Below are 22344 nucleotides of genomic sequence, written 5' to 3' on the forward strand. Positions count from 1 at the left end.
ACAAGGATTGCCCTATGCTGCGCAAACTTTCACTGGCGATTGCCGTGTCTTGTACGTCCAACGGAGTGGTGTGGGCAGCGGATGTGCCCACCACGGTGAAAACCGACCTGGTCAGCGTCTACCAGGAGGCGGCCAGCAACAACGCCGACCTCGCCGCCGCCCGTGCCGACTACGGCGCCCGCCGTGAAGTGGTGCCGCAGGCCCGCGCCGGCTTGCTGCCGAACCTGTCGGCCGGCGCCGAGATGATGAACACCCGGACCAAGCTCGACGAGCCGGCGATCACCTCCAACCGTAGTGGCAATTCCTGGAGCGCGACCCTGTCGCAACCAATCTTCCGTGCCGACCGCTGGTTCCAGCTGCAGGCGGCCGAGGCGGTCAACGAACAGGCCGCCCTGGAACTCTCGGCAACCGAGCAGAACCTGATCCTGCAGACCGCTGAAAACTACTTTGCGGTGCTCCGCGCCCAGGACAACCTGGCCTCGACCAAGGCCGAGGAATCGGCGTTCAAGCGCCAGCTCGACCAGTCCAACGAGCGCTTCGATGTCGGCCTCTCGGACAAGACCGACGTGCTGCAGTCACAGGCCAGCTACGACACCGCCCGGGCCAACCGGATCATTGCCGAGCGCCAGGTGCAGGACGCCTTCGAAGCGCTGGTGACGCTGACCAACCGCGAATACGGCGCGTTGCAGGGCGTGGTGCATACCCTGCCAGTGCAGGTGCCGACTCCCAACGACGCCAAGACCTGGGTCGAGACTGCGGCCCGGCAGAACCTCAACCTGCAAGCGACCAACTACGCGGTCGACGCCGCCGAGGAGACCCTGCGCCAGCGCAAGGCTGGCCATGCGCCGACGGTGGACGCGGTGGCGCGCTACCAGAAAGGCGACAACGACAGCCTCGGCTTCACCAACCCGGCGCCGCAGGCCGGGGTGCGTTATGGCGGCGACGTCGAGCAGACCAGCATCGGCCTGCAGTTGAATATCCCGATCTACAGCGGCGGCCTGACCAGCTCGCAGGTGCGCGAGGCCTATCAGCGTCTGAGCCAGACCGAACAGCAGCGCGAGAGCCTGCGCCGGCAGGTGGTGGAGAACACCCGCAACCTGCACCGCGCGGTGAACACCGACGTCGAGCAGGTACAGGCGCGCAAGCAGTCGATCATTTCCAACCAGAGCGCGCTGGAGGCCACCGAGATCGGCTACCAGGTCGGCACCCGCAACATCGTCGACGTGCTCGACGCGCAGCGCCAGCTGTACACCTCGGTGCGCGACTACAACAACAGCCGCTATGACTACATCCTCGACAACCTGCGCCTGAAGCAGGCGGCCGGGACCTTGAGCCCGCAGGACCTGCAAGACCTGGGGCGCTACCTGAAGGCTGACTACAACCCGGACCGCGACTTCCTGCCGCCGGACCTGGCAGCCGCAGCGGCGAAGAACTTCGAACGCCGCCCTTGATTGGTCGATAGTGCCGCCCTCTTCGCGGGGCAAGTCGCATCGGCGCACCGCCGCTCCCACAGGTTTAGTACTGGCCCCGGAATTTGGGCATTGCAGAGATCCTGTGGGAGCGGGCTTGCCCCGCGAAGAGGCCCGCACCGGCAACGCTAGCGCATCAGCTTGCCCAACCCCTCCAGCAGGCGCTGCAAAGCGCCCTGATTGGCCTGCATCACTGCCCTGCCCGCTTCGCCCACGCGCCGCGCATCCTGCGGCAACTCGATCAGCCGCTGTACCGCGAGCGCCAGCCCCTCGGCGTCGTCCACCGACTGCAAGGCGCCCGCTTCGCGCAACATCGCACTGATTTCGAGGAAGTTGAACACATGCGGCCCCATGATCACCGGCAATGCCAGCGCCGCCGGTTCCAGCGGGTTGTGCCCACCGGTCGGCACCAGGCTGCCGCCAACAAAGGCGATGTCGGCCAGGGCATACAGGAACAGCAATTCGCCCATGGTGTCGCCGAGCAGCACGCGGGTCTCGGTGCTGACTGCCTGCCCGGTCGAGCGGCGCACCGTGGCGAACTGCTCGGCACACAGCGCCTGCACCGCATCGAACCGCTCGGGATGGCGTGGCACCAGGATCAACAGCGCATCGCCATGCACCTCGAGCAACTGCCGATGCGCCTGCAGCACCAGGGCATCTTCGCCTTCATGGGTACTGGCAGCGATCCACACCGGGCGCCGCTCGGCCTGCCACTGCCCACGCAGCTCGCGGGCACGCGGCAACAGTTGCGCGTCGATCTTCAGGTCGAACTTGATCGAGCCGGTCACTTGCACGCAGGCCTCGCGTGCCCCGAGGCTGCGGAAGCGCTCGGCCTCGACCTCGGTCTGCACGGCGACCAGGCTCATTTCGGCGAGCATCGGGCGGGTCAGCCGGGCGAAGCGCCCATAACCGCGAGCGGAACGCGCGGACAACCGCGCATTGGCCAACGCCACCGGGATCCCGCGCTTGGCGCACTGGTGGATATGGTTCGGCCACAGCTCGGTTTCCATGATGATGCCCAGCCGCGGGCGGACATGATCGAGGAATCGCCCCGCCGCCCACGGCAGGTCGTAGGGCAGGTAGCAGTGCTGCACGCGCGGTTCGTCGGCGAACAGCGCCTTGATACGCTCCGAGCCGGTCGGGGTCATGCACGTGAGGGTGATCGGCAACTCCGGGTAGGCCTTGAGCAAGGCGCGCACCATGGGTGCCGCGGCGATACTCTCGCCCACCGAAACCGCATGCACCCAGATCCCGCCGTGGCGCATCGCTGGCAGTTTGCAGGCGAAGCGCTCGGCGATCCGCTGCCTGTAGGCCGGCGCCTTGCGCCCACGCAGGAACAGGCGCAGCGCAACCAGCGGCAGGCCCAGGTGAAACAGCAGGGTATAAAGGGTTCTGTTCATGGCGGCGAAGTTTACTAGGAACCGCGCGAAAAGGCCTGCGCTTGGCCACGCCGGCAACGAAAACGACAGGGCTCACCCGCGCCTGCCGGCCTAGCCAATCGCTCGCAGGTGCACCGCAAACCGCTCGGCCAACCACTGCGCCGCCGGCCCGAGCGGCTGATCACGCCGCCACGCCAGTTCGACCACCAGCGCGGGCGGGCGCCACTCGGTGTCAAGTTCGACCATCTGTGCCTGGTACGTCGGGTACTGCACCACATGCCGGGGCAACCACGCCCAGCCCAGGCCGCGCATGAGCAGCTCGGCCATGGCGTAAAAACTGTCGGCGCGCCAGATCTGCGGGCTGATCGCCTCGCCGCCGGGGTAGTCGCTCTGCTGCGGGGTGATCAACAGCTGGCGGTGCCGCGCCAACTGCTGCCGGTTGACCCGCCCCTCGCGCGCCAGCGGATGATCGACCGCACACACGGTGACCATCTCGACACTGCCCAGGGCGCGCCGCTCCAGGGAGGCCGGGATGCGCTCGTGATGGAAGAACAAGCCAAGGTCGGCCTGGCGCTCGACCAGCTTGCGCGCCACATCACCCTGGGCGCCGCTGGCCAGTTGCACTTGCAGGAACGGCAAGTGACTGGCCAGCTCCTCCAGGCTGTCGATCACCGGCTGATACGGCATGGCCTCGTCCTGGGCGACCCGTAGCAAGGGCTCCTGGCCACGCATCAAGGCCAATGCACGGCCATCGAGGCGCTCGCATTGGCGCAGCAACTCGCGGGCGTCTTCCAGCAGCGCCGCGCCGCGCTCGGTCAGGCGCGGCTGGCGCCCGCTGCTGCGCTCGAACAAGGTCACACCCAGGTCGGTTTCAAGCATCGCGATGGCGCTGCTGACCGCCGACTGGGCCTTGCGCTGCTCGCGGGCAACGGCGGAAAACGAGTTCAGGTCGGCGACGCGGACGAACAGCCGCAGGTGTTCGAGATTCCACTTTTCAGCCATCAACCTATCTCCATGAGCGATAGGTAATGACTTTACCGCATCCGGGCAACGCCTAGAATGCCAACCACGAATCGGAGGAACTGCCCCATGAACGCCTACACCTACCTGGCCATCGCCATCTGCGCCGAAGTCATCGCCACCGCCTCGATGAAGGCCGTGAAGGGCCTGAGCACGCCCCTGCCGCTGCTGCTGATGGTGTGCGGCTATGCGGTCGCGTTCTGGATGCTGACCCTGGTGGTGCGCAGCATTCCGGTCGGCATCGCTTACGCCATCTGGTCGGGGCTGGGGATTGTGCTGATCAGCATCGCGGCACTGGTGATCTACGGGCAGAAGCTCGACGTGCCGGCCATGCTCGGGATGGCCATGATCGTCGGCGGGGTGGTGGTGATCCAGGTGTTTTCCAAGACCGTCGGGCATTGAGCGCAGACACAGGCTGTTTCCTGAGCGCGGGTTCATTAACGCTATCCCCGGCGTATACTGACCAGCTGTCCAAGTCTTAGAGGTAGCCGCATGCCATCCGCCATTTCCACTGACGTGCTGATCGTCGGCGCCGGGGTCGCTGGCCTCTGGCTCAACGCCCGGCTGCGGCGCCAGGGTTACTCGACCGTGCTGGTCGAGCGCGCCAGCCTTGGCGGCGAGCAGACCATCAAGTCGCAGGGGATCATCCATGGCGGTATCAAGTATGCCCTGCACGGCAGCCTGACCGGCGCCTCCGAAGCGATCGCCGACATGCCGCGACGCTGGCGCGAGGCGCTGGCTGGCAGCGGCGAGCTGAACCTGGACAAGGTCCGCCTGCTGTCCGACGCCCATTACCTGTGGTCGCCCGGCGGCCTGCTGGGCAATGTCACCAGCTTTTTCGCCAGCAAGGCGATGCGTGGCCGGGTCGACCAGGTAAAAGGCGAGCAACTGCCACCGGCCCTGCAGGACCGCGCGTTCAAGGGCAAGGTCTACCGCCTCGCGGAACTGGTCATCGACGTGCCGAGCCTGCTCGCCAACCTGGCCGAGCTGGCCGGCGACAGCCTGCTCGCGGGCGAGCACATCGAGCCACTGCGCGAGGCTGACGAACTGGTCGGGCTGCGCATCGACGGTCGTGAGATCCGTGCCCAGCGCATCGTCCTGAGTGCCGGCGCCGGCACCGAAGACCTGCTCAAGGCCCTTGGCCTGAGCCAGCCGGCCATGCAACGCCGGCCGCTGCACATGGTCCTGGCCAAGGGCCCGAACCTCAAGCCGCTGTACGCCCATTGCCTGGGTGGCGGGCCAAAGCCGCGCATCACCGTGACCACCCATCCGGCCGCAGATGGCCAGTGGGTCTGGTACCTCGGCGGCGACCTTGCCGAAGCCGACGGTGTTGCCCGCGAGCCTGCGGCGCAGATCGCTGCCGCGCAAAAAGAGGTCGCCAGCCTGCTGCCGTGGGTCGACCAGAGCCAGGTCCGTTGGGCCACCCTGCGCGTCGACCGCGCCGAGCCGGCGCAATCCGGGCAGGTGCGTCCGGACAACGCCTTCCTCGCCGAGCAACAGCGCTTGCTGGTCGGCTGGCCAACCAAGCTGGCCCTGGCCCCGGACTTTGCCGACCACGTGCTGGCCAAGCTCGAGCGCGACGGCATCCGCCCGGCGGCCCAAGCGGATTTGTCCGACCTGCCACGCCCAGCGCTTGGCGTACCGGCCTGGGAGCAACTGCTGCCATGAGCCTGCCCAACCTGCACGACCTCCATCGCCCGTTGGGCAGCACCGGGCTGAAGGTCTCACCGCTGGGCCTGGGCACGGTCAAGCTGGGCCGCGACCAGGGCGTCAAATACCCGACCGGCTTCACCATCCCCAGCGATGACGACGCCCGCCTGCTGTTGGCCCAGGCGCGCCAGCTGGGCATCAACCTGATCGACACCGCGCCAGCCTACGGTCGCAGCGAGGAGCGCCTCGGCCCGCTGCTGCGCGGCCAGCGCGACGCGTGGGTGATCGTCAGCAAGGTCGGCGAAGAATTTGAAGCGGGCCAGTCGCACTTCGACTTCAGCGCCGCCCACACGCGCCGCTCGGTAGAACGCAGCCTCACGCGCCTGGAAACCGACCGCATCGAACTGGTGCTGGTGCACTCGGACGGCAACGACCTGGCCATCCTCGAGCACGAGGAGGTCTACCAGACCCTCGCCGCGCTCAAGCAGGAGGGCAAGATCCTCGGTTTCGGCTTTTCCGGCAAGACTGCCGCAGGCGGCCTCAAGGCACTCGAGCAGGGCGACTGCGCGATGGTCACCTACAACCTCAACGAACAGGCCGAGCGCCCGGTGCTGGACTACGCTGCCGAGCATGGCAAGGCGATCCTGGTGAAAAAGGCCCTGGCCAGCGGGCACGTGTGCCTGGCGCCGGGCGTCGATCCGGTGCAGGCCAGTTTCGAGCTGCTGTTCTCCCACCCGGGCGTCAGCAGTGCTATCGTCGGCACCATCAATCCGCTGCACCTGGCCCATAACGTGGCCACCGTGGCCCGCATCCTGGGCCGGCATTGAGCCGCCCTGGCAGCGGCCTTGCACAAGGAGGAGCCTCGTGGCGCGTACGCTGATCCGCAAGAACCCGAGCAACTTCAAGACCCTGCCGCTGCATGTCGAAGCCACCCCCGACGGCCTGAGCTACCAGAGCATCGGCCTGCCGCTGAACTTCGCGCAGACCCTGCAACGGCGCAAGGCGGTGCAGTTGGCCGACAGCGAGCGCTTCGTGGTCGAGCTGGCCAACCTCGGTGTGTCGGTACGCTTGACCCTGCAGTGGCAGAACCGCGACTACTGGGTGCTGGTCCGCCAGCGCCGGCAAGACCGTGGCGACGTGGTGCTGAAACTGATCTCCGGCTACGTGCCGGCCCAGGAACTCAACCTGCCACTGCACACAGCCATCCAGGAAGTCGCCGAAGAGTGCCTGCTGGAAACGCCCGAAGGCTGGCTCGGCGGGCGCTTCAACGACACCTGGCTGCCGGCGCCCTACGCCGCGGCGCTGCACTACCGCGAGGCGCTGCCGTTCGTGCTCACGCCGCAGTCCGGCGCCGCGCGGCCGGTGCACTGTGGCAACCTGAAGTTGCTGGAGCGGCCACGGGCCTATGTGCACCTGCCGACGGCGTCGCTGCAGCTGATCTACGACCTGCGCCTGCAGGTGCCGAAAGAGGCCAAGTCGGTCAGCCTGTTCCATGTCGATGAGCGCCTCGAAGGCGATCAGCTGGTGGCGCGGTTGAACCGCAAGCGCCCGGACCTGTACCTGATGCCGCTGGAAGACGGCAAGCCGACCGCCGAGCTGTACACCCTGAAGAAGGACGAGCTGGTGCCTGCCAGCACGCGGGGGTTGTACCTGGCGGAGAGCTTTGCCCAGCAGGAAGGCTGGGTGGTGCGCGAAGAGCGGATTCGCTGGAAGGATTGGGTGCGCCAGCAAGGGCTGGCTGAACCCCGGCCCGACTCGCGCCTGCAGCGCTTTACCGGCAAGGCCCGCGAGTTGCTGGAGCGGGCCAGGACGACCCTGCACAAGTAGCCAGAATCATCGCGGGGCTCGCCCCGCGATGGCTACGCCTCAGTTCTTGCGGATTTTCTCGACGATCGCGGTGGTCGAGCTGTTTTCCACCAGGCCGAGCACCTTCACCGTCCCGCCGTAGCCGGTAACGATATCGGCGCCGACCACTTGGTCGATCCCGTAATCACCGCCCTTCACCAGCACGTCCGGCTTGACCTGGCTCAGCAGGTTTTCCGGCGTGCCTTCAGGGAAGCTGATCACCCAGTCCACCGCGCCCAGGCCCGCCAGCACGGCCATGCGCCGGTCGACGCTGTTGATCGGTCGGCCCGGGCCCTTGAGGCGGCTTACCGAAGCATCGTCGTTGACCGCGACGATCAGCCGATCGCCTTGCGCCCGCGCCTGCTCCAGGTAGGTCACATGGCCGGCATGCAGGATGTCGAAGCAGCCGTTGGTAAAGACGATCTTCTCGTTGTGCGCGCGGGCGTCGTCGATCGCCAGCAGCAGCTGATCGAGGGTCAGCACACCGCGCTCGGAGCCTTCTTCGCGCTGGATCGCACGGCGCAGCTCTGGCGCACTGATCGCCGCGGTACCCAGCTTGCCGACCACGATGCCGGCCGCCAGGTTGGCCAGGGCCACCGCGTGCGGCAGATCCTCACCGGCGGCGATGGCCGCGGCCAGGGTCGAGATCACGGTATCACCGGCACCGGTGACATCGAACACTTCACGGGCGCGCGCCGGCAGGTGCAGGGCGGGATGGTCAGCGCGCAGCAGGGTCATGCCGTGTTCGCCACGGGTCACCAGCAACGCGCCCAGGTCCAGCTCCTGCATCAGTTGCAGGCCCTTGGCGACCAGTTCGGCCTCATCGGCGCAACGGCCAACAATGGTCTCGAACTCGCTGAGGTTGGGCGTGATCAGGCTCGCGCCACGGTAAATTGAGAAGTCCTTGCCCTTGGGGTCGGCCAGCACCGGAATGCCGCGGGCACGCGCCGCCTGAACCAGGCTCTGGTGGTTTTTCAACGCGCCTTTGCCGTAGTCCGAGAGCACCAGCACCTTGACCCCTTCGAGCAGGTTTTCGACCTCTTCGCCGAGCGACAGCGGGTCGGTGGCGAACGGCTCTTCGAAGTCGATGCGCAGCAGTTGCTGGTGACGGCTCATGACCCGCAGCTTGACGATGGTCGGCTGATGGGCGATGCGCTGGAACACCGAGCGCACCCCCGCGGCCTGCAGGCTGTTGGCCAGGCTGTCGGCGGCTTCATCCTGGCCGGTCACACCGACCAGCGAGGCCGGGGCACCGAGCGCGGCGATGTTCAGCGCGACGTTGGCCGCGCCGCCCGGACGGTCCTCGATCTGCTCGACCTTGACCACCGGCACCGGCGCTTCGGGCGATATACGCGAAGTACCACCATGCCAGTAGCGGTCGAGCATGACATCGCCGACCACCAGAACCGGGGCTTGATCGAAACGCGGCATGGACAACTTCATGGGCAACCCATATGAAAAATTAACAAGGGCGGGATATTAGCACAGGGTAGGCGACGGCTTTATGGCCAACCTGCGCTGGAAAAATGCGCTAACAATCGGGGCCGCGGGCGGCCCCGATGGGCAGGGCTCAGGTGATATCGACTTTTTCGGGTCGATCCAGGCCCATGGCGTGCAGGCGGGCATAATGGCCATTCGCCTGAAGCAGCTCGGCGTGGGTGCCGCGCTCGACCAGGCGGCCGTTGTCCATCACCAGGATCATGTCGGCCTTTTCGATGGTCGACAGGCGGTGAGCGATCACCAGCGTGGTGCGGCCCTGCATGACGTGGTCGAGGGCAGCCTGGATGTGCCGCTCGGACTCGGTGTCCAGCGCCGAGGTCGCCTCGTCGAGGATCAGCAACGGCGCGTTCTTCAACAAGGCCCGGGCGATGGCCAGGCGCTGGCGCTGACCGCCGGAGAGCAGCACACCGTTCTCGCCGACGTCGGTGTCGAAGCCCTTGGGCAACTGGTCGACGAACTCCTTGGCGTAGGCATCGGCGGCGGCAGCCTCGATGGCCTCGCGCGGCGCACCGGCCAGGTCGCCGTAGGCAATGTTGTTGGCCACGGTGTCGTTGAACAACGTCACGTGCTGGGTCACCTGGGCCACATGCCGACGCAGGTTGCGCAGCTTGTACTCTTCGATTTCCACGCCATCGAGCAGGATCTGCCCCTGATCGTGGTGATAGAAGCGCGGGATCAAGCCGGCCAGGGTCGACTTGCCGCTGCCGGAGCGACCGACCAGGGCGATCATCTGCCCGGGTTCAGCAGTGAAGCTGATATCGCTGAGCACCTGGCGCTCGGTGCCTGGGTAGGTGAAGCTGAGGTTGCGCACCTCGAGGCGACCCTCCACCCGCTCCTTCTCGACGGTGCCGGTGTCCAGCTCGGCTTGTTCGTCCAGCTGCTCGAAGATGCTCTCGGCACCGGCCAGGCCTTTCTGGATGGTCGAGCTGACTTCCGACAACTGCCGAATCGGCTTGGGCAGCAGGCCCGCGGCGGTGATATACGCCACCAGGTCGCCGGCCGACGCTTCGCCGCGCAGGAACAGCACGAGGAACATCAACGAGGCCATGGCGGTGTAGATCACCAGCTGCAGCATCGGCGTGTACAAGGCGCCGGTCTTGGTCATGCGCAGTTGCTTGTCGGTGTTGCTCTGGCTGGCAGCGTTGAAGCGGCGCTGCTCGTAGCTCTCGCCGCCGAAGCTGCGCACCACGCGGTAGCCCTGGATGGTCTCGGAGGCGACGTGGGTGACATCGCCCATCGCCACCTGGATCTTCTTGCTCTGCTTGCGGAATTTCTTGCTGGCCGTGCTGACCATGACCGCAATGATCGGCAGGATGGCGACCATCACCAGGGTCAGTTTCCAGTTCATCCACAGCAGGTAGGCGAACAGGAAGACCACCGTCAGGCCTTCACGGATGACCACCTTGATCGCGTCGGTGGCAGCACCGGTGACCATGGTCACGTTGAAGGTGATGCGCGAGATCAGGTGGCCGGAGTTGTGGTTGTCGAAGTAGCGGTTGGGCAGTACCAGCAGCTTGTTGAACAGCTCCACGCGCAGGTCGTGCACCAGGCCCAGGGAAACCTTGGCCAGGAAGTAGTTGCCGAGGAACGAGCCCAGGCCCTGCCACGCCGCGATCAGGATGATCAGCAGCGGCACCGCCTGCAGCAGTTGCAGGTCGCGCAGGTAGGGCACATTGGGGAACAACACCGCCTGAGGATCGCTCAGGCCGTCGACGAAATACTTGAGGATGCCGGCCAGCATGGGCTGGGTGGAGGCGAAGATGACGAAGCCGACGATGCTCAACGCGAAAATGCCAATGTAGGGCTTCACGTAGCTCAGCAGGCGAAAGTAGATCTTCAGGCTCGCGGGGGCGGACGATTCAGGAACTGTCATGACAATCCGTCGGGTGAAAAAGAGTCGGGATTATAACACACGCGGTGTCTCGGGCCGCCCGCTGCAGGTAAGATAGGCGGCTGTCCCGCCCCCATGGCCAAACTCTGGAGACTTGATGCAAGCGCTTGAACATGCACGTTATCTCGCCCTGCGCGAAGGCGCCCATGTGCTCGAAGCCGACGGCACGGGCGACAAGGTGTTGCGCCTGGCCGATGGCTCGATGCTCAAGCTGTTCCGCCGCAAGCGCCTGATCAGCTCCGCCGCCTGGTACCCCTACGCACAGCGGTTCGCCGACAACTGCCGGCACCTCGCCGAGCGCGGCATCCCCTGCCCGCAGGTCATAGCGGTATACCGTATCGCGGCGATTGCCCGCGACGCCGTGCACTATGCGCCGCTGCCCGGACAGACCCTGCGCCAGGTACTCGAGCAGCCCGGCGAGCACGCTGCGCTGCGCGCCCAGCTCGGGCGCTTCATTGCCACCCTGCATGAGCGCGGGGTGTACTTCCGTTCGGCGCACATGGGCAACGTGGTGCTGACCCCCGACGGCGAGCTCGGGCTGATCGACATCGCCGACCTGCGCATCTACGCGCGGCCGCTGCGCAAGTCGCAGCGCCTGCGCAACTTCCGCCACATGTTGCGCTACCGCCAGGACCGCCACTGGCTGCTGGAGACCGGCGACCGCAGTTTTGTCGACGGTTACCTGGCCAGCCAGCAGCTGTGCGATGCGCAGGACCTGGCAGCCGCCCTGGGCTGAAAAGCAAAAGGCCGCCTTACGGCGGCCTTGGGCATCAGAAGCTCGAACGTCGTTGCTGCTGGTGCTGGATAACCCTGCCCAGCACCACCGCGGCCGGCAACAGCACCAGTGGCCACAGTTCGTCGGGGTTGCCGATCAGCTTGCTGCCGTCGAAGTTGAGCATCACCAGCGCGCACGCCAGGTACATGCCCCAAGGGTCACGCAGGCGCGCCGCCTGGACCAGGGTCATGGCCATCACGACCAGGAACAGCACCAGCGAGATGGCGCCGGTGTAGAGCCCCATCGCGACGAAGATATTGTGCGGATGCTGGATCGGCATGACGCCGCTGAGCAGCTTGTCGGTATGGAAGTCGACCCCACAACCCAGCAGCCAACCGCAATTGCTCCACTCACCGACCATCACCTGGAACAGCTCGATCCGGTACGAGTCGCCGCGGGCGAACAGGTTGTGGAACCATTTCGCATCCTTGACCAGCCACAGGGCAATGCAGCCCATGACCGCGAACGCCAGCAACCACGGCGCGGTTTGCCGCGGGAAGCGCCACAACGCGTAGCACGCCCAGGCCGCGAACAGGAACGCCGCGCCGACCAGCGCCGTGCGGGTCTGCAGTACGAAGCTGACCGCCACCACCGACAGCACTACCGCGGCGAACGCCTCTACCCAGCGACGGTTGCGCGCCCAGGACGGCATGGCCAAGGCCAGCGCGCAGAACAGCCAGATGCTGGCGTAGATGACGTTTTCCAGCCGCGCGGGCAGCAGCCCGACGCGAGAGCCGAAGCCGAACACACCGGTCTGGTAGGCGTATGCCGCATAGCCGTAGATGTACAGGCAGAGAATCCAGAACAACGCCCGGACAAAGCCCTCGGAGCGGAAGAAGTCCGGGCTGACCAAGCCTGCGACGACGAACACGAACAGCGTCACATACAGAATGTGCTTGTAGAACTGGCCATCACCGGCCACCGCGGCCGGCACCAGGAACCACAGCAGGAACACCAGCCAGGCCAGGCCCAGCTTGTTGGAAAACAGCCCGGCACCGCGCTCCTTGATCAGGAACACCAACCCCGGCAACGCGACGAACGCGTAGAAAATGTTGTTGGTCCACTTGGAAGAGGCCATCAGCACGTAGCTGAGGAGGAAGATAATCAACGCCGCGCCAAAGTATTGCCTACTCATGCCACTGCCCTTGCCTGTACTTTCAAACATCCTTAAGAACCCACCCAACCACTAGTCCAATGACGACAGCACCGATCAGCCGGATGCGGTCGATGCGTTTACGGCGAAGCTTCTTCACCTTTTCTTCCTGCATTTCCACGTGCTCACCGAACCCGGTGTGCAGCACGGCGTCGTTTTCCAGAATCAGCGCATAGCGATTGGCCTCGGCATACAGCCGCGAAAGGCTCTTCTCGCCCGAGTGCGAGGCGTAGGGCGCGTGCGCCTGATAGTCGGCCAGGCGGCGCAGGCCGGGATTGAACGAGAACCCCTGCCACTCGGCCTTGTGCGAGCCCAACTGATAGAACGGGATACCTTGCAGCACCTGCCGCTCATGCAGGAAGACATACGGGCTGTGCACCTGCAGGTCATGCATGAAGCTGCGCAGCCAGACCTGCAAGGCCTGCGGGTCGGCCTCCAGCAGCGCCTGGGAGTCCTCGATGAAGCCCGGACGGTAGAACGCCCAGTCATCCTCACAGTGGAACACCCAGAACGTCTTGATCTGCGCGTAGGCGGCATCCACCGACCGCAACTGGCCGAGCTTGGGATTGTTGACGATGAAGGTGGTGTGCGCGCGCCAGTGCTCAGGGATGCAGTCACGCACGGCTTCGTCACCCGCGTCCTCGGTGATGAACACTTCACGGATGGGCGCGGTGTTGTAGCGGTCGAAGGTCTCGAGCGTGCGCTTGAGCAGGTCGAACCGGCCACAGCTGGTGACCATCAGAGTGATCTCGCTGCTTTCACTGAAGAGCATGGTTTCCTCGTTGTTCTAGGGTTCAGCGCGACAGGCCGAGGGCGCGACACAGCCGCTGCCAAGGGCTCAGGGCAGGACGCTCGCGTAAAGGGGCGCGCATCGCCTCGACGATCGACTGTCCGATCGCATGGAAGGTGAAGCGCTGTTCGGCCAACTGCTGGCCGTTGCGTGAAATGCGCTCGGCCAGCGCGCTGTCGGCGCGCAGCACGGCGAGCTTGTCGCGCAACTGCTGGAGGTCGCTGTAGAGGACGATATTGTCCATGTCGACAAAGCCCAGCGCGCGGTTTTCTTCCTCGCCCTGGTCGTACGCAAACAGCACGCAGCCACAGGCCATGGCTTCGAAATTCTTGATCATGTACTCGCCCATGCCGACATCGGCACTGACGAAGAAGCGGATCCGGCTCAGGGTCTGGCTGTACTCTTCACCCGACTTGGTGCGGGTGATGACCAGGTTTTCCACTGCGGCCAGCGAGTCGAGCATCGCCTTGCGCCCGGAGTACGCGACGCTGCGCAGGCTGCCGACAAAGGCCAGCTCGATATCCCGCTCGCGGTTCTCGTTGCGCAGCAGCGCCTGGTCATAGCCCTTGGGCACGAACACCGCGTCGAAGCCCTCATCCACCAGGCGCCGCGTGACCACCGCGCCCGAGGTGATGACCCGCGCCCACGGCATGCGCCGGTACTGCGCGCTGAACTTGCCGGTGTACTTGCAGGGGATGTAGTTCTGGTAGGCGTCGTGTTCGAGAATCACCAGGTTCGGCACCTGGGCGATGAAACGGGCCTGGCGGATCTCTTTTTTGAAGCGCAGGAAGAACAGGATCCGGTCGTATTCCTTGACCTTCACGTGGCGACTGAAATAGCCGCGCAGGTCATCCTGCTCGTCGTCGCTCAACCAGCGAATGTCGCACTGGCAGCTGGCCGAGATACCTTCGTACAGACGATCGAGGATGGCGCGCTGCTCTTTCTGGACCAGGAACAGGACTTTCACTGTTGCTCTCTCTTGTCGATCACGGTCTCGACCCAAAACAGTTCATGACGACGCACTGCCTTGCGGAAGAATTCATTTTCACCGAATGCCGGCCAACGGCGGGCGGCCAGGTAGTGCTGCAAAAACCGCCGAATCTTGCGCTTGAGCGGTGCCGGTGGCTGCAGGTCGTGCATCATACCCAAGGCGATGGCCTTTTGCCGCTGCCGCTCGGGCGAGACCTGCAAGGCCCACGGGCGCATCGCCACCTGCTCCTCGAAGAACGGCGGCAAGGCGACGCCATCACCCGCCTCGCCCATCGGCCAGCGGTCATTGTCGTGCAGGTGATTGGCGTACAGCAGCAGGGTCTGCGGCTGCCACTGGGTACCCAGTAGCGCCTCGCGCACGGCGTCATGGGCACACACGTGGTCAGGGTGCGGGTCGAGCTGCGGGTGCGGCAGCACGAGGGTCGCCGGGCGCGCCCGGTCGATCAGCTCGCGCAGGTCGCGCACCAGGTTGTGCCAGGTCGGCAAGCCATCGGCGTCACTGTGCAAGGTGCATTCATTGAAGCGGCGGAACGGCCGGGTGTCGGCGAGATCAGCCTCGCGCGAAGCGACCACAGCCGCCGGGTCGGCCTTCATGGCGGCCAACTGCATGCAGAAATAGCCCAGTTGCACGCTCTGCGACGCGGGCACGCCAGCCCAACGCGGCACCGCCACGCTGTCCCAGCTGCGCACTTCGCCCTTGAGCCGGGCAGCCGCCACGGTGTCGAGCTGCAAGGTGTCGCGGTAGTACTCGTTTTCGATTTCGCCGGCGGTCAGGGTGACGATCCAGCTCTGCTCGGCCTGGGCATAGGCAGCAAACCCGGCAAGCTCGGCATCGTCCGCATGCGGCGCGATGACCATCATCGTCCCGGCCAGGTAATCGGCATGCCGCACGACCAGCAGCTGCAGCTCATCCGCCAGCCGGCAGCGCCGGCCACGCAGGCGCAAACGGCCGGCCGCAAGCGCCTCGGCCTGGCTGGTCAGGTTGAGGTAGCGCACGCCGCGCACGCCGCGTTCGAACGTCTGCCGGTCAGCCTCGCCGCCCTCGATCAGCACCGCCGGGTCGAACAGCCGGCCCAGCCAGCCCGCGCGCAGTTGAACGCGCAGCAGCAAGGTCGGCGCGCCGTCCAGCGAACACCCGGCCGACACCACCAGCAGCCCGTCGCGGCACGCCACGGCATGCCGTTCAGTGGCCTGCAGGTCGTAGCGGTAGTCACTGCCCGGCAGGTAGAACAGGTGATCGGAGAACCACGCCTCGTGCGCCACCCACAGCAGCACCGCCAGCAGCGGTGGCAGCCACCAGGCCAACGCGCCGCTGAGCAGCACCAGGCACAGCGCCACCAGCAGGATCACCCGCTTGCGCTTGCGATGACGGCTCAACAACTGCTGCTTGCGTGCGCTCATGGTCAGACCTGGTACACAGTGACGGGGTTGCACCAACGGTCCTTGTACTCGCGGTCGGCACGACCGAAGGAGAACCGCAGCGGCTTGTTGCGCGCCTTGGCATCCTCCCAGGCGGCCTGGGTGTTGAGAAAACTCAACACGCTGCCAGGGCTGAATGCCTTGGTTTCGGGGTCGACACCGCCGTTGACGTATTCGACGCTGATCCACTCCGGCGCTTCGACGCGGTACACCAGCTGGATGGCGATCGGCGCGCCGTCAAGCAGCAGCACCGAGCCGATCAGCAGCCCACGCAGGCGCTCGACGACCTCCGCCATGTGCTGCGCGCCGGTTGCGGCAAAGCCCCAGCGACGCTGGAACAGGTCGCAGTACATGGCCGCGATTTCAGCCGAGCTGAAGTCGCTGATCGGCCGCACCTGCCCGCCCGCCTCTTCCAGCAGGCGCAGTTCGCGGCGCTGGTTGTAGCGAAACTTCTTCGACAGGTCTTCATGCGCACGGGCCATGGCCAACTGCTCGGTTTGCGCCTTGAGGCCGCTGAAGCGCCCCTGGTTAAGCTCGGACAGGTAGCGCCCGGCATGCCGCAGCCGCGCACCGGCGGTGCTGGCGGCGGGCAGGATCAGTTCGGCGTTGCCCAGATCGAACAGGCCTTTCTTGCCATGGCGCTTGAGCACGTCCTTGGACAGCGCCAGGTGACGCCCCCAGGTGGGAATGGCCGCCTGCAACTGGCCGCCCTGCTCCCAGCCCAGGTAGCGCACCGGAATCTGCGCCAGCTCGGCGAGCTGCTCGATCACTTGCGGGTGGGTCGCCACACTGCCGCCGAAGCGTTGCCAGACGTCAGCATAGGCGGGCGCGTCGATGACCTGCCAACCGCGTTCACGCAGGGCCGGTATATGGTTGAGGATCACGGCTGCACCACCAACGCGCGCGCCGATGGCAACTGCCAGAAGGTCTCCCGCACAGCCTGATCGCTGAAGCGTTCGCGCAGGCGTTGCAGCATATGCGCGGCACACGCCTGGCGCTGCTGATCATCCAGCCCGGCCATGTGCGTGAGGCCTTGGGCCAATTGCCCGGCATCACCCAACGGGAACAGTACGCCGACCCCTTCGACCACTTCACGTGCACCGCCACAGGCGGTGGCCAGCACGGGCACACCGGCGACCATGGCTTCGAGCAGGACCATGCCGAACGGCTCATGGTCGGAGCTCAAGGCGAACACATCGAACGCCTGGAAGTAGCGTCGAGCGTCGGCGACCTGGCCGAGAAAATCGACCTGGCCGGCAATACCCAGCGCAACGGCCTGGGCCTTCAACTCGGCCTCCAGCCGCCCCGTGCCCAGCACCGCCAGACGGGCGCCTTGCGGCAGATTGGGCAACGCTTCGGCAAAGCCCTTGAGCAGGGTGGCCTGGTCCTTGTCCGGATGCAGCCGGCCAACGTTACCGACGATCCACGCCTGTGGGTCGAGACCGAGCACCCGGCGCGACTCTTCACGCGGCACCAGGGCAGCCTGCAGGGCGTCGACATCGATACGGTTGTACAGGGTCTGGATACGCTCGGCCGGCCACTTCGGCAAACAGCGGCGCATGTCGTCGCGCACCGCGTCGGAGACGCCGAGCAGGCTCAGGCGCTTGCGAAACAGGTTGGCGAACAGCTGCCGGCTCTTGCGCTGGTAGTCGCTGAAAGCATGGTGCACACCGATCACCGGCAAGCCGGTGGCGAGCAAGGCCACGTAGATCGGCTTGAAACGGTGGGCGATGCACAGACTGAAATTGCGCTCGGCAGCGATCGTGCGCAGTGCACGGATCGCCCCCAGCTTGAGGCCACGCACGGCCTTGGAGCTGAACTCGAGGAACAGCACCTCGTCCGAGGCGCAGCCGGCCGCTACCTGCGGGTCGGCCTTGCCGGTCAGAAAGACCGTGGTGACCCGGTAACCGCTGCCCTGGAACAGGCTGGCGTATTGACGGGCACAGTCGAGAAACGGCCCGTCATAGCCATGGCAGAACTGCAGGATGCGCGGTTCAGAGCGGCTGGTCATAAGGCGCAGCGCCATCCTTGACGACCAGGATGTCTTCCATGATCAGGTACTGCAGGTCGGAGCCGAAGAACATGTTCAGCGCATCGGTCGGCGAGCAGATCATCGGTTCGCCGCGACGGTTGAGCGAGGTGTTCAACGACACGCCGTTGCCGGTGAGGACCTCGAGGGCCTTCATCATGTCGTAGTAGCGCGGGTTGTACTCGCGCTTGAGCACCTGGGCCCGCGAGGTGCCGTCTTCGTGGACGACTTCCGGCACGCGGGTCTTCCACTCGTCCGAGACTTCAAAGGTGAAGGTCATGAACGGCGCCGGGTGATCGATCTTGATCATCTGCGGGGCGACGGTGTCGAGCATCGACGGGCAGAAAGGCCTCCAGCGCTCGCGGAACTTGATCTGGTGGTTGATCCGGTCAGCCACGCCCGGCACGCTCGGGCAGCCGATGATCGAACGACCACCCAGCGCACGCGGGCCGAACTCCATGCGGCCCTGGAACCAGGCCACCGGGTTGCCATCGACCATGATCTTGGCGATCTGCTCGGGCATGTTGTCCAGCTTGCGCCAGGCCGGCTGGCTCGGGTGACGGGCACAGGCGGCGATCACGTCCTCGTTGGAGTACGCCGGGCCGAGGTAGACGTGTTCCATCTTCTCGACCGGTACGCCACGGGCGTGCGACACGTAGGCCGCGGCACCGACTGCGGTACCGGCGTCGCCGGAGGCCGGCTGGACGAACAGTTCCTTGACGTCCGGGCGGGCGATGATCTTCTGGTTGAGCTTGACGTTCAGCGCGCAGCCGCCGGCGAAGGCCAGCTTGCCGGTCTGCTTGAGGGTGTCGCCCAGGTAGTGGTCGATCATCTGCAGGGCGAGTTTCTCGAACAGCGCCTGCATGCTTGCCGCGTAGTGGATATACGGCTCGTCGGCGATATCGCCTTCGCGCTTGGGACCCAGCCACTCGATCAGCTTGGGCGAGAAGTAGAAGCCCTTGCCCTTCTCTTTATAGCGGCGCAGGCCGATGACGTTGGCGTACTCGGTGTTGATCACCAGTTCGCCATTCTCGAAGCTGGCCAGACGCGAGAAGTCATACTTGCTGGCGTCGCCGTACGGCGCCATGCCCATGACCTTGAACTCGCCGTCGAGCATCTCGAAGCCGAGGAACTCGGTGATCGCGCCGTACAGGCCGCCCAGCGAATCCGGATCGAAGAACTCCTTGATCTTGTGGATCTTGCCGTTTTCGCCGTAGCCAAAGAAGGTCGTGGCGTACTCGCCCTTACCGTCGATGCCGAGGATCGCGGTTTTCTCTTTGAAGCCCGAGCAGTGGTAGGCGCTGGAGGCGTGAGCGAGGTGGTGCTCGACCGGCTCGATCTTGATCTTTTTCGGGTCGAAGCCCAGTTGCTCCAGGCACCAGACGATCTTCTTGCGGTAGCGCTTGTAGCGGCGGTTGCCCATCAGGATCGCGTCGAGGGCGCGGTCCGGGGCGTACCAGTAGCGCTTGGCGTAGTGCCAGCGGGCCTTGCCGAACAGGCTGATCGGGGCGAAGGGAATGGCCACCACGTCGACGTCCGACGGCTTGATGCCGGCCTGTTCCAGGCAGAACTTCGCCGATTCGTAGGGCATGCGGTTCTTCGCATGCTTGTCACGCACGAAGCGCTCTTCTTCGGCGGCGGCAATCAACTTGCCGTCGATGTACAGGGCCGCGGAAGGGTCATGGCTAAGGGCGCCGGACAGGCCAAGAATCGTCAATGCCAAGGGTCTAGCCTCTTCATTCGGTAGAGATGCGCCATCGGCCTCATGGGCGGACGGCGGCTAAAGGGCGGGATTATAACGCAAACATCAGGGACACACCGCCCCCTCCGGGCGCGGAGTGCCGCAGGCTACGATGCAGGGTGTGTCACCGTCATCCGCGGGCAGGCCTGCCCGCGAGCATTATTCGGCGATCAACCAGTCCAGGCGCCAGCTGCCGTCGGTCTGCGCCAGCTCTTTGGCCAGCAACGGCAGCAACTCGCGCAGCTCTTCCTCCAGCCCCCACGGCGGGTTGGCAATGGCCAGGCCAGAGCCGTTCAGGCCCTGCGGGCTGTCCTGGTGATGGACGTAGAGCTCGGCGCGCAGCAGCTTGGGCGCGCCGGTGCTGGTCAGGTCCTGGTAGAAGCGGGTCAGCGAGCGCTGGTCCTTGATCGGGTACCAGATGGCCGCGACCGTCTGGCGCATACGACCGATCGCTTCCTTCACCGCCACGGTGCAACGCTTGAGCTCGTCGGCCTGCTCGAAGGGCGGGTCGATCAGCATCACCGCACGTTTTTCCTGCACGGGCAGCAGCGCCCGCGGCACATGCCAGCCCTCGCCGAGGTGGACGGTGACGCGCGGGTCCTTTTTCATGTTCTCGCGCAGCAGCGGGCCGTCTTCGGGGTGCTTTTCGTTGAGCAGCGCACGGTCCTGCTCGCGCATCAGCCGGCGCGCAAGCTCGGGCGAGCCTGGGTAGTAGCGCAGTTCGCCGTCCTTGTTCAGGCGCTTGATCACCTGCAGGTAGTCGGCGGTGATCGCCGGCAGGTCATCGCGATTCCACAACCGCGCGACGCCTTCGAGGTATTCACCGGTGCGCGACGCCTGGTCGCCCTGCAGGTCGTACAGACCCAGGCCGGCGTGGGTGTCGATGTAGGCGAACGGCTGCTCCTTGCGCGACATCAGGGCGATGAGGCGGGTCAGCACGATGTGTTTGAAGACGTCGGCGTGGTTGCCGGCGTGGAAGGCGTGACGATAGTTCATGGCAACTCCTGCAAGGCCGGCAAGTTTACCTTGTCGCGCCGGAGTCGTCAGGCCCGACAGCCGATCGGCGCCGCCAGAAGGCCACCACCGCGCCCACAAAAAAGCCCGCGCCTCCAGGAGGCGCGGGTTTTTCAGTACAGCATCAGGCAGGCATCACTTACCGATATGGTAAGCCTCGTCGGCCTTCTCGAAGCGCGAAACCATGCTCGAGGTCGGCGCGCCCAGCTTGCTCACCACGAAGATCGCGACGGTAGCGAACAGGAAGCCCGGAATGATCTCGTACAGGCCGGTATCCAGCTGTTTCCAGAAGATCACCGTCAGGGCGCCGATGACGATACCCGCCAGGGCACCGTTACGCGTCATGCCTTTCCACAGGACCGACAGCAGCACCACCGGGCCAAAGGCCGCACCGAAGCCTGCCCAGGCGTAAGCCACCAGGCCGAGCACGCGGTTTTCCGGGTTGGCCGCCAGGGCGATGGCGATCAGCGCCACGGCCAGCACCATCAGACGGCCGACCCAGACCAGCTCGACCTGCGAGGCGTTCTTGCGCAGGAAGGTCTTGTAGAAGTCTTCGGTCAGGGCGCTCGAGCACACCAGCAGCTGGCAGCTGAGGGTACTCATCACCGCCGCCAGGATGGCCGACAGCAGCACACCGGCAACCCATGGGTTGAAGAGGATCTTCGCCAGCTCGATGAACACCCGCTCGTGGTTCTCGGTCACCGGACCGGCCAGCTCAGGATGGGCCGAGAAGTAGGCGATGCCGAAGAAGCCCACGGCACAGGTACCGGCCAGGCACAGGATCATCCAGGTCATGGAGATGCGACGGGCATTGGCGATCGACTTGACCGAGTCCGCCGCCATGAAGCGCGCGAGGATGTGCGGCTGGCCGAAGTAGCCCAGGCCCCAGCCCATCAGCGAGATGATGCCGATGAAGGTGGCGCCCTTGAACATGTCGAAGTTGGCCGGGTTCTGCGCTTCGATCGCCAGGAAGGTGGTGTCGAAGCCACCGGTGGAGATCAGCACGATGATCGGCGTGAGGATCAGCGCAAAGATCATCAGCGAAGCCTGCACCGTGTCGGTCCAGCTCACTGCCAGGAAGCCACCGACGAAGGTGTAGGCAATGGTTGCCGCGGCACCGGCCCACAGGGCGGTTTCATACGGCATGCCGAAGGTGCTTTCGAACAACCGCGCGCCGGCAACGATGCCGGAGGCGCAGTAGATGGTGAAGAACACCAGGATGACGATGGCCGAGATGATCCGCAGCAGGCCGCTGTTGTCTTCGAAACGGCTGGCGAAGTAATCCGGCAGGGTCAGCGCATCGCCGTTGTGCTCGGTCTGCACCCGCAGGCGGCCGGCAACGAACAGCCAGTTGAGGTAGGCGCCGACGGTCAGGCCAATGGCAATCCAGGCCTCGGACAGACCCGACATGTAGATGGCGCCCGGCAGGCCCATCAACAGCCAGCCGCTCATGTCCGATGCACCTGCGGACAGCGCGGTGACAACGCTGCCGAGGCTGCGACCACCGAGGATGTAATCGGAAAGGTTATTGGTGGAGCGATAGGCGGCGAAGCCGATCAGCACCATTGCCGCGATGTAGATCACAAAGGTGATCGTAAGTGGATTGCCCATGGTTGTGCCCTGGCGTTTGTTTTTATGTTCGTGCGACCGGCCGGATAAGCGGTTGCACCCTGGCGGCG

Annotated in this window: 19 protein-coding genes; 6 read left to right on the forward strand and 13 right to left on the reverse strand. The window is 65.4% G+C overall.

The genetic code is table 11. The features are described 5' to 3' along the window. The first annotated feature begins 14 nt into the window (after window positions 1–14). Complete coding sequence (locus tag CCOS865_RS26205) at window positions 15–1451, forward strand: TolC family outer membrane protein (protein ID WP_119146364.1); 1437 nt, start codon at window positions 15–17, stop codon at window positions 1449–1451. A gap of 146 nt (window positions 1452–1597) precedes the next feature. On the opposite strand, the gene waaA is transcribed toward CCOS865_RS26205, so the two are convergent. Then, window positions 1598–2869, reverse strand: coding sequence for a lipid IV(A) 3-deoxy-D-manno-octulosonic acid transferase (gene waaA / locus CCOS865_RS26210; protein ID WP_119146366.1), 1272 nt, complete (start codon window positions 2867–2869; stop codon window positions 1598–1600). Between the two features lie 90 nt (window positions 2870–2959). Further along, window positions 2960–3850 carry a LysR family transcriptional regulator gene (locus CCOS865_RS26215; protein WP_119146368.1) on the reverse strand — a complete coding sequence of 297 codons (891 nt, stop codon included), beginning with the start codon at window positions 3848–3850 and terminating at the stop codon, window positions 2960–2962. A gap of 87 nt (window positions 3851–3937) precedes the next feature. Here CCOS865_RS26215 and CCOS865_RS26220 point away from each other — a divergent pair, with 87 nt between their 5' ends. The 4 genes from CCOS865_RS26220 (at window position 3938) to CCOS865_RS26235 (ending at window position 7345) form a co-directional block, all read left to right on the forward strand. Further along, window positions 3938–4270, forward strand: a complete 333-nt coding sequence (locus CCOS865_RS26220; RefSeq protein ID WP_119146370.1) for a DMT family transporter — start codon at window positions 3938–3940, stop codon at window positions 4268–4270. Between the two features lie 90 nt (window positions 4271–4360). After that, window positions 4361–5536: an NAD(P)/FAD-dependent oxidoreductase gene (locus tag CCOS865_RS26225; protein WP_119146372.1), complete on the forward strand. Its 1176-nt coding sequence runs from the start codon at window positions 4361–4363 to the stop codon at window positions 5534–5536. Continuing rightward, the gene (locus CCOS865_RS26230; protein ID WP_119146374.1) at window positions 5533–6345 is read left to right on the forward strand and encodes an aldo/keto reductase; all 813 of its coding nucleotides are present in this window, start codon (window positions 5533–5535) and stop codon (window positions 6343–6345) included. The genes CCOS865_RS26225 and CCOS865_RS26230 overlap by 4 nt, the downstream gene beginning before the upstream one ends. Before the next feature lie 37 nt (window positions 6346–6382). Beyond that, window positions 6383–7345, forward strand: coding sequence for a metal ABC transporter ATPase (locus CCOS865_RS26235; RefSeq protein ID WP_119146376.1), 963 nt, complete (start codon window positions 6383–6385; stop codon window positions 7343–7345). Between the two features lie 39 nt (window positions 7346–7384). Here the strand turns inward: CCOS865_RS26235 and hldE are convergent, their stop codons facing one another. Next, a complete protein-coding gene (hldE, locus tag CCOS865_RS26240; protein ID WP_119146378.1) occupies window positions 7385–8806 on the reverse strand; it encodes a bifunctional D-glycero-beta-D-manno-heptose-7-phosphate kinase/D-glycero-beta-D-manno-heptose 1-phosphate adenylyltransferase HldE in 1422 nt (473 codons plus the stop codon). 127 nt (window positions 8807–8933) lie between these two features. Further along, window positions 8934–10736 (reverse strand): lipid A export permease/ATP-binding protein MsbA, encoded by a 1803-nt coding sequence (gene msbA, locus CCOS865_RS26245; protein WP_119146380.1) that lies wholly within the window; start codon window positions 10734–10736, stop codon window positions 8934–8936. A gap of 115 nt (window positions 10737–10851) precedes the next feature. On the opposite strand from msbA, the gene CCOS865_RS26250 reads away from it, so the two are divergent. Continuing rightward, complete coding sequence (locus CCOS865_RS26250; protein ID WP_119146382.1) at window positions 10852–11490, forward strand: phosphotransferase; 639 nt, start codon at window positions 10852–10854, stop codon at window positions 11488–11490. Window positions 11491–11524: 34 nt separating this feature from the next. Here CCOS865_RS26250 and CCOS865_RS26255 read toward each other — a convergent pair whose 3' ends face one another. The 9 genes from CCOS865_RS26255 to putP all read right to left on the reverse strand — a co-directional run bounded on the left by CCOS865_RS26255 (window position 11525) and on the right by putP (window position 22276). Further along, window positions 11525–12664, reverse strand: coding sequence for an O-antigen ligase domain-containing protein (locus tag CCOS865_RS26255; protein WP_244216181.1), 1140 nt, complete (start codon window positions 12662–12664; stop codon window positions 11525–11527). A 22-nt stretch (window positions 12665–12686) separates the two neighbouring features. Then, entirely contained in the window at window positions 12687–13454 is a 768-nt protein-coding gene (locus CCOS865_RS26260) for a glycosyltransferase family 2 protein (RefSeq protein ID WP_167469111.1), read from the reverse strand. A gap of 22 nt (window positions 13455–13476) precedes the next feature. Then, window positions 13477–14439, reverse strand: a complete 963-nt coding sequence (locus tag CCOS865_RS26265) for a glycosyltransferase family protein (RefSeq protein ID WP_119146386.1) — start codon at window positions 14437–14439, stop codon at window positions 13477–13479. Further along, entirely contained in the window at window positions 14436–15863 is a 1428-nt protein-coding gene (locus CCOS865_RS26270) for a PIG-L deacetylase family protein (RefSeq protein ID WP_119146388.1), read from the reverse strand. Before CCOS865_RS26270 ends, CCOS865_RS26265 begins: the two co-directional genes overlap by 4 nt. Window positions 15864–15865: 2 nt before the next feature. Beyond that, complete coding sequence (locus tag CCOS865_RS26275; RefSeq protein WP_119146417.1) at window positions 15866–16762, reverse strand: antimicrobial resistance protein Mig-14; 897 nt, start codon at window positions 16760–16762, stop codon at window positions 15866–15868. Next, window positions 16762–17892, reverse strand: coding sequence for a glycosyltransferase (locus CCOS865_RS26280; protein WP_119146390.1), 1131 nt, complete (start codon window positions 17890–17892; stop codon window positions 16762–16764). The genes CCOS865_RS26275 and CCOS865_RS26280 overlap by 1 nt, the downstream gene beginning before the upstream one ends. Beyond that, window positions 17876–19633 carry a carbamoyltransferase family protein gene (locus CCOS865_RS26285; protein WP_119146392.1) on the reverse strand — a complete coding sequence of 586 codons (1758 nt, stop codon included), beginning with the start codon at window positions 19631–19633 and terminating at the stop codon, window positions 17876–17878. The genes CCOS865_RS26280 and CCOS865_RS26285 overlap by 17 nt, the downstream gene beginning before the upstream one ends. 177 nt (window positions 19634–19810) lie before the next feature. Beyond that, the gene (locus tag CCOS865_RS26290; RefSeq protein ID WP_119146394.1) at window positions 19811–20647 is read right to left on the reverse strand and encodes a 23S rRNA (adenine(2030)-N(6))-methyltransferase RlmJ; all 837 of its coding nucleotides are present in this window, start codon (window positions 20645–20647) and stop codon (window positions 19811–19813) included. Between the two features lie 153 nt (window positions 20648–20800). Beyond that, on the reverse strand, window positions 20801–22276 hold the full coding sequence (putP, locus tag CCOS865_RS26295) for a sodium/proline symporter PutP (RefSeq protein ID WP_119146396.1): 1476 nt from the start codon (window positions 22274–22276) through the stop codon (window positions 20801–20803). Between the last annotated feature and the right edge of the window lie 68 nt (window positions 22277–22344).

This window comes from Pseudomonas reidholzensis, from assembly GCF_900536025.1.
GTDB classification, from domain to species: domain Bacteria; phylum Pseudomonadota; class Gammaproteobacteria; order Pseudomonadales; family Pseudomonadaceae; genus Aquipseudomonas; species Aquipseudomonas reidholzensis.

Bases quoted from the DNA above. Each gene is read 5' to 3' on its own strand.
- CCOS865_RS26290 (WP_119146394.1), bottom strand. From the start codon at position 20,647: ATGAACTATCGTCACGCCTTCCACGCCGGCAACCACGCCGACGTCTTC.
- CCOS865_RS26215 (WP_119146368.1), bottom strand. From the start codon at position 3,850: ATGGCTGAAAAGTGGAATCTCGAACACCTGCGGCTGTTCGTCCGCGTC.
- CCOS865_RS26280 (WP_119146390.1), bottom strand. From the start codon at position 17,892: ATGACCAGCCGCTCTGAACCGCGCATCCTGCAGTTCTGCCATGGCTAT.
- hldE (WP_119146378.1), bottom strand. From the start codon at position 8,806: ATGAAGTTGTCCATGCCGCGTTTCGATCAAGCCCCGGTTCTGGTGGTC.
- CCOS865_RS26220 (WP_119146370.1), top strand. From the start codon at position 3,938: ATGAACGCCTACACCTACCTGGCCATCGCCATCTGCGCCGAAGTCATC.
- CCOS865_RS26270 (WP_119146388.1), bottom strand. From the start codon at position 15,863: ATGAGCGCACGCAAGCAGCAGTTGTTGAGCCGTCATCGCAAGCGCAAG.
- CCOS865_RS26260 (WP_167469111.1), bottom strand. From the start codon at position 13,454: ATGCTCTTCAGTGAAAGCAGCGAGATCACTCTGATGGTCACCAGCTGT.
- waaA (WP_119146366.1), bottom strand. From the start codon at position 2,869: ATGAACAGAACCCTTTATACCCTGCTGTTTCACCTGGGCCTGCCGCTG.
- msbA (WP_119146380.1), bottom strand. From the start codon at position 10,736: ATGACAGTTCCTGAATCGTCCGCCCCCGCGAGCCTGAAGATCTACTTT.
- CCOS865_RS26225 (WP_119146372.1), top strand. From the start codon at position 4,361: ATGCCATCCGCCATTTCCACTGACGTGCTGATCGTCGGCGCCGGGGTC.
- CCOS865_RS26250 (WP_119146382.1), top strand. From the start codon at position 10,852: ATGCAAGCGCTTGAACATGCACGTTATCTCGCCCTGCGCGAAGGCGCC.
- putP (WP_119146396.1), bottom strand. From the start codon at position 22,276: ATGGGCAATCCACTTACGATCACCTTTGTGATCTACATCGCGGCAATG.
- CCOS865_RS26255 (WP_244216181.1), bottom strand. From the start codon at position 12,664: ATGAGTAGGCAATACTTTGGCGCGGCGTTGATTATCTTCCTCCTCAGC.
- CCOS865_RS26230 (WP_119146374.1), top strand. From the start codon at position 5,533: ATGAGCCTGCCCAACCTGCACGACCTCCATCGCCCGTTGGGCAGCACC.
- CCOS865_RS26205 (WP_119146364.1), top strand. From the start codon at position 15: ATGCTGCGCAAACTTTCACTGGCGATTGCCGTGTCTTGTACGTCCAAC.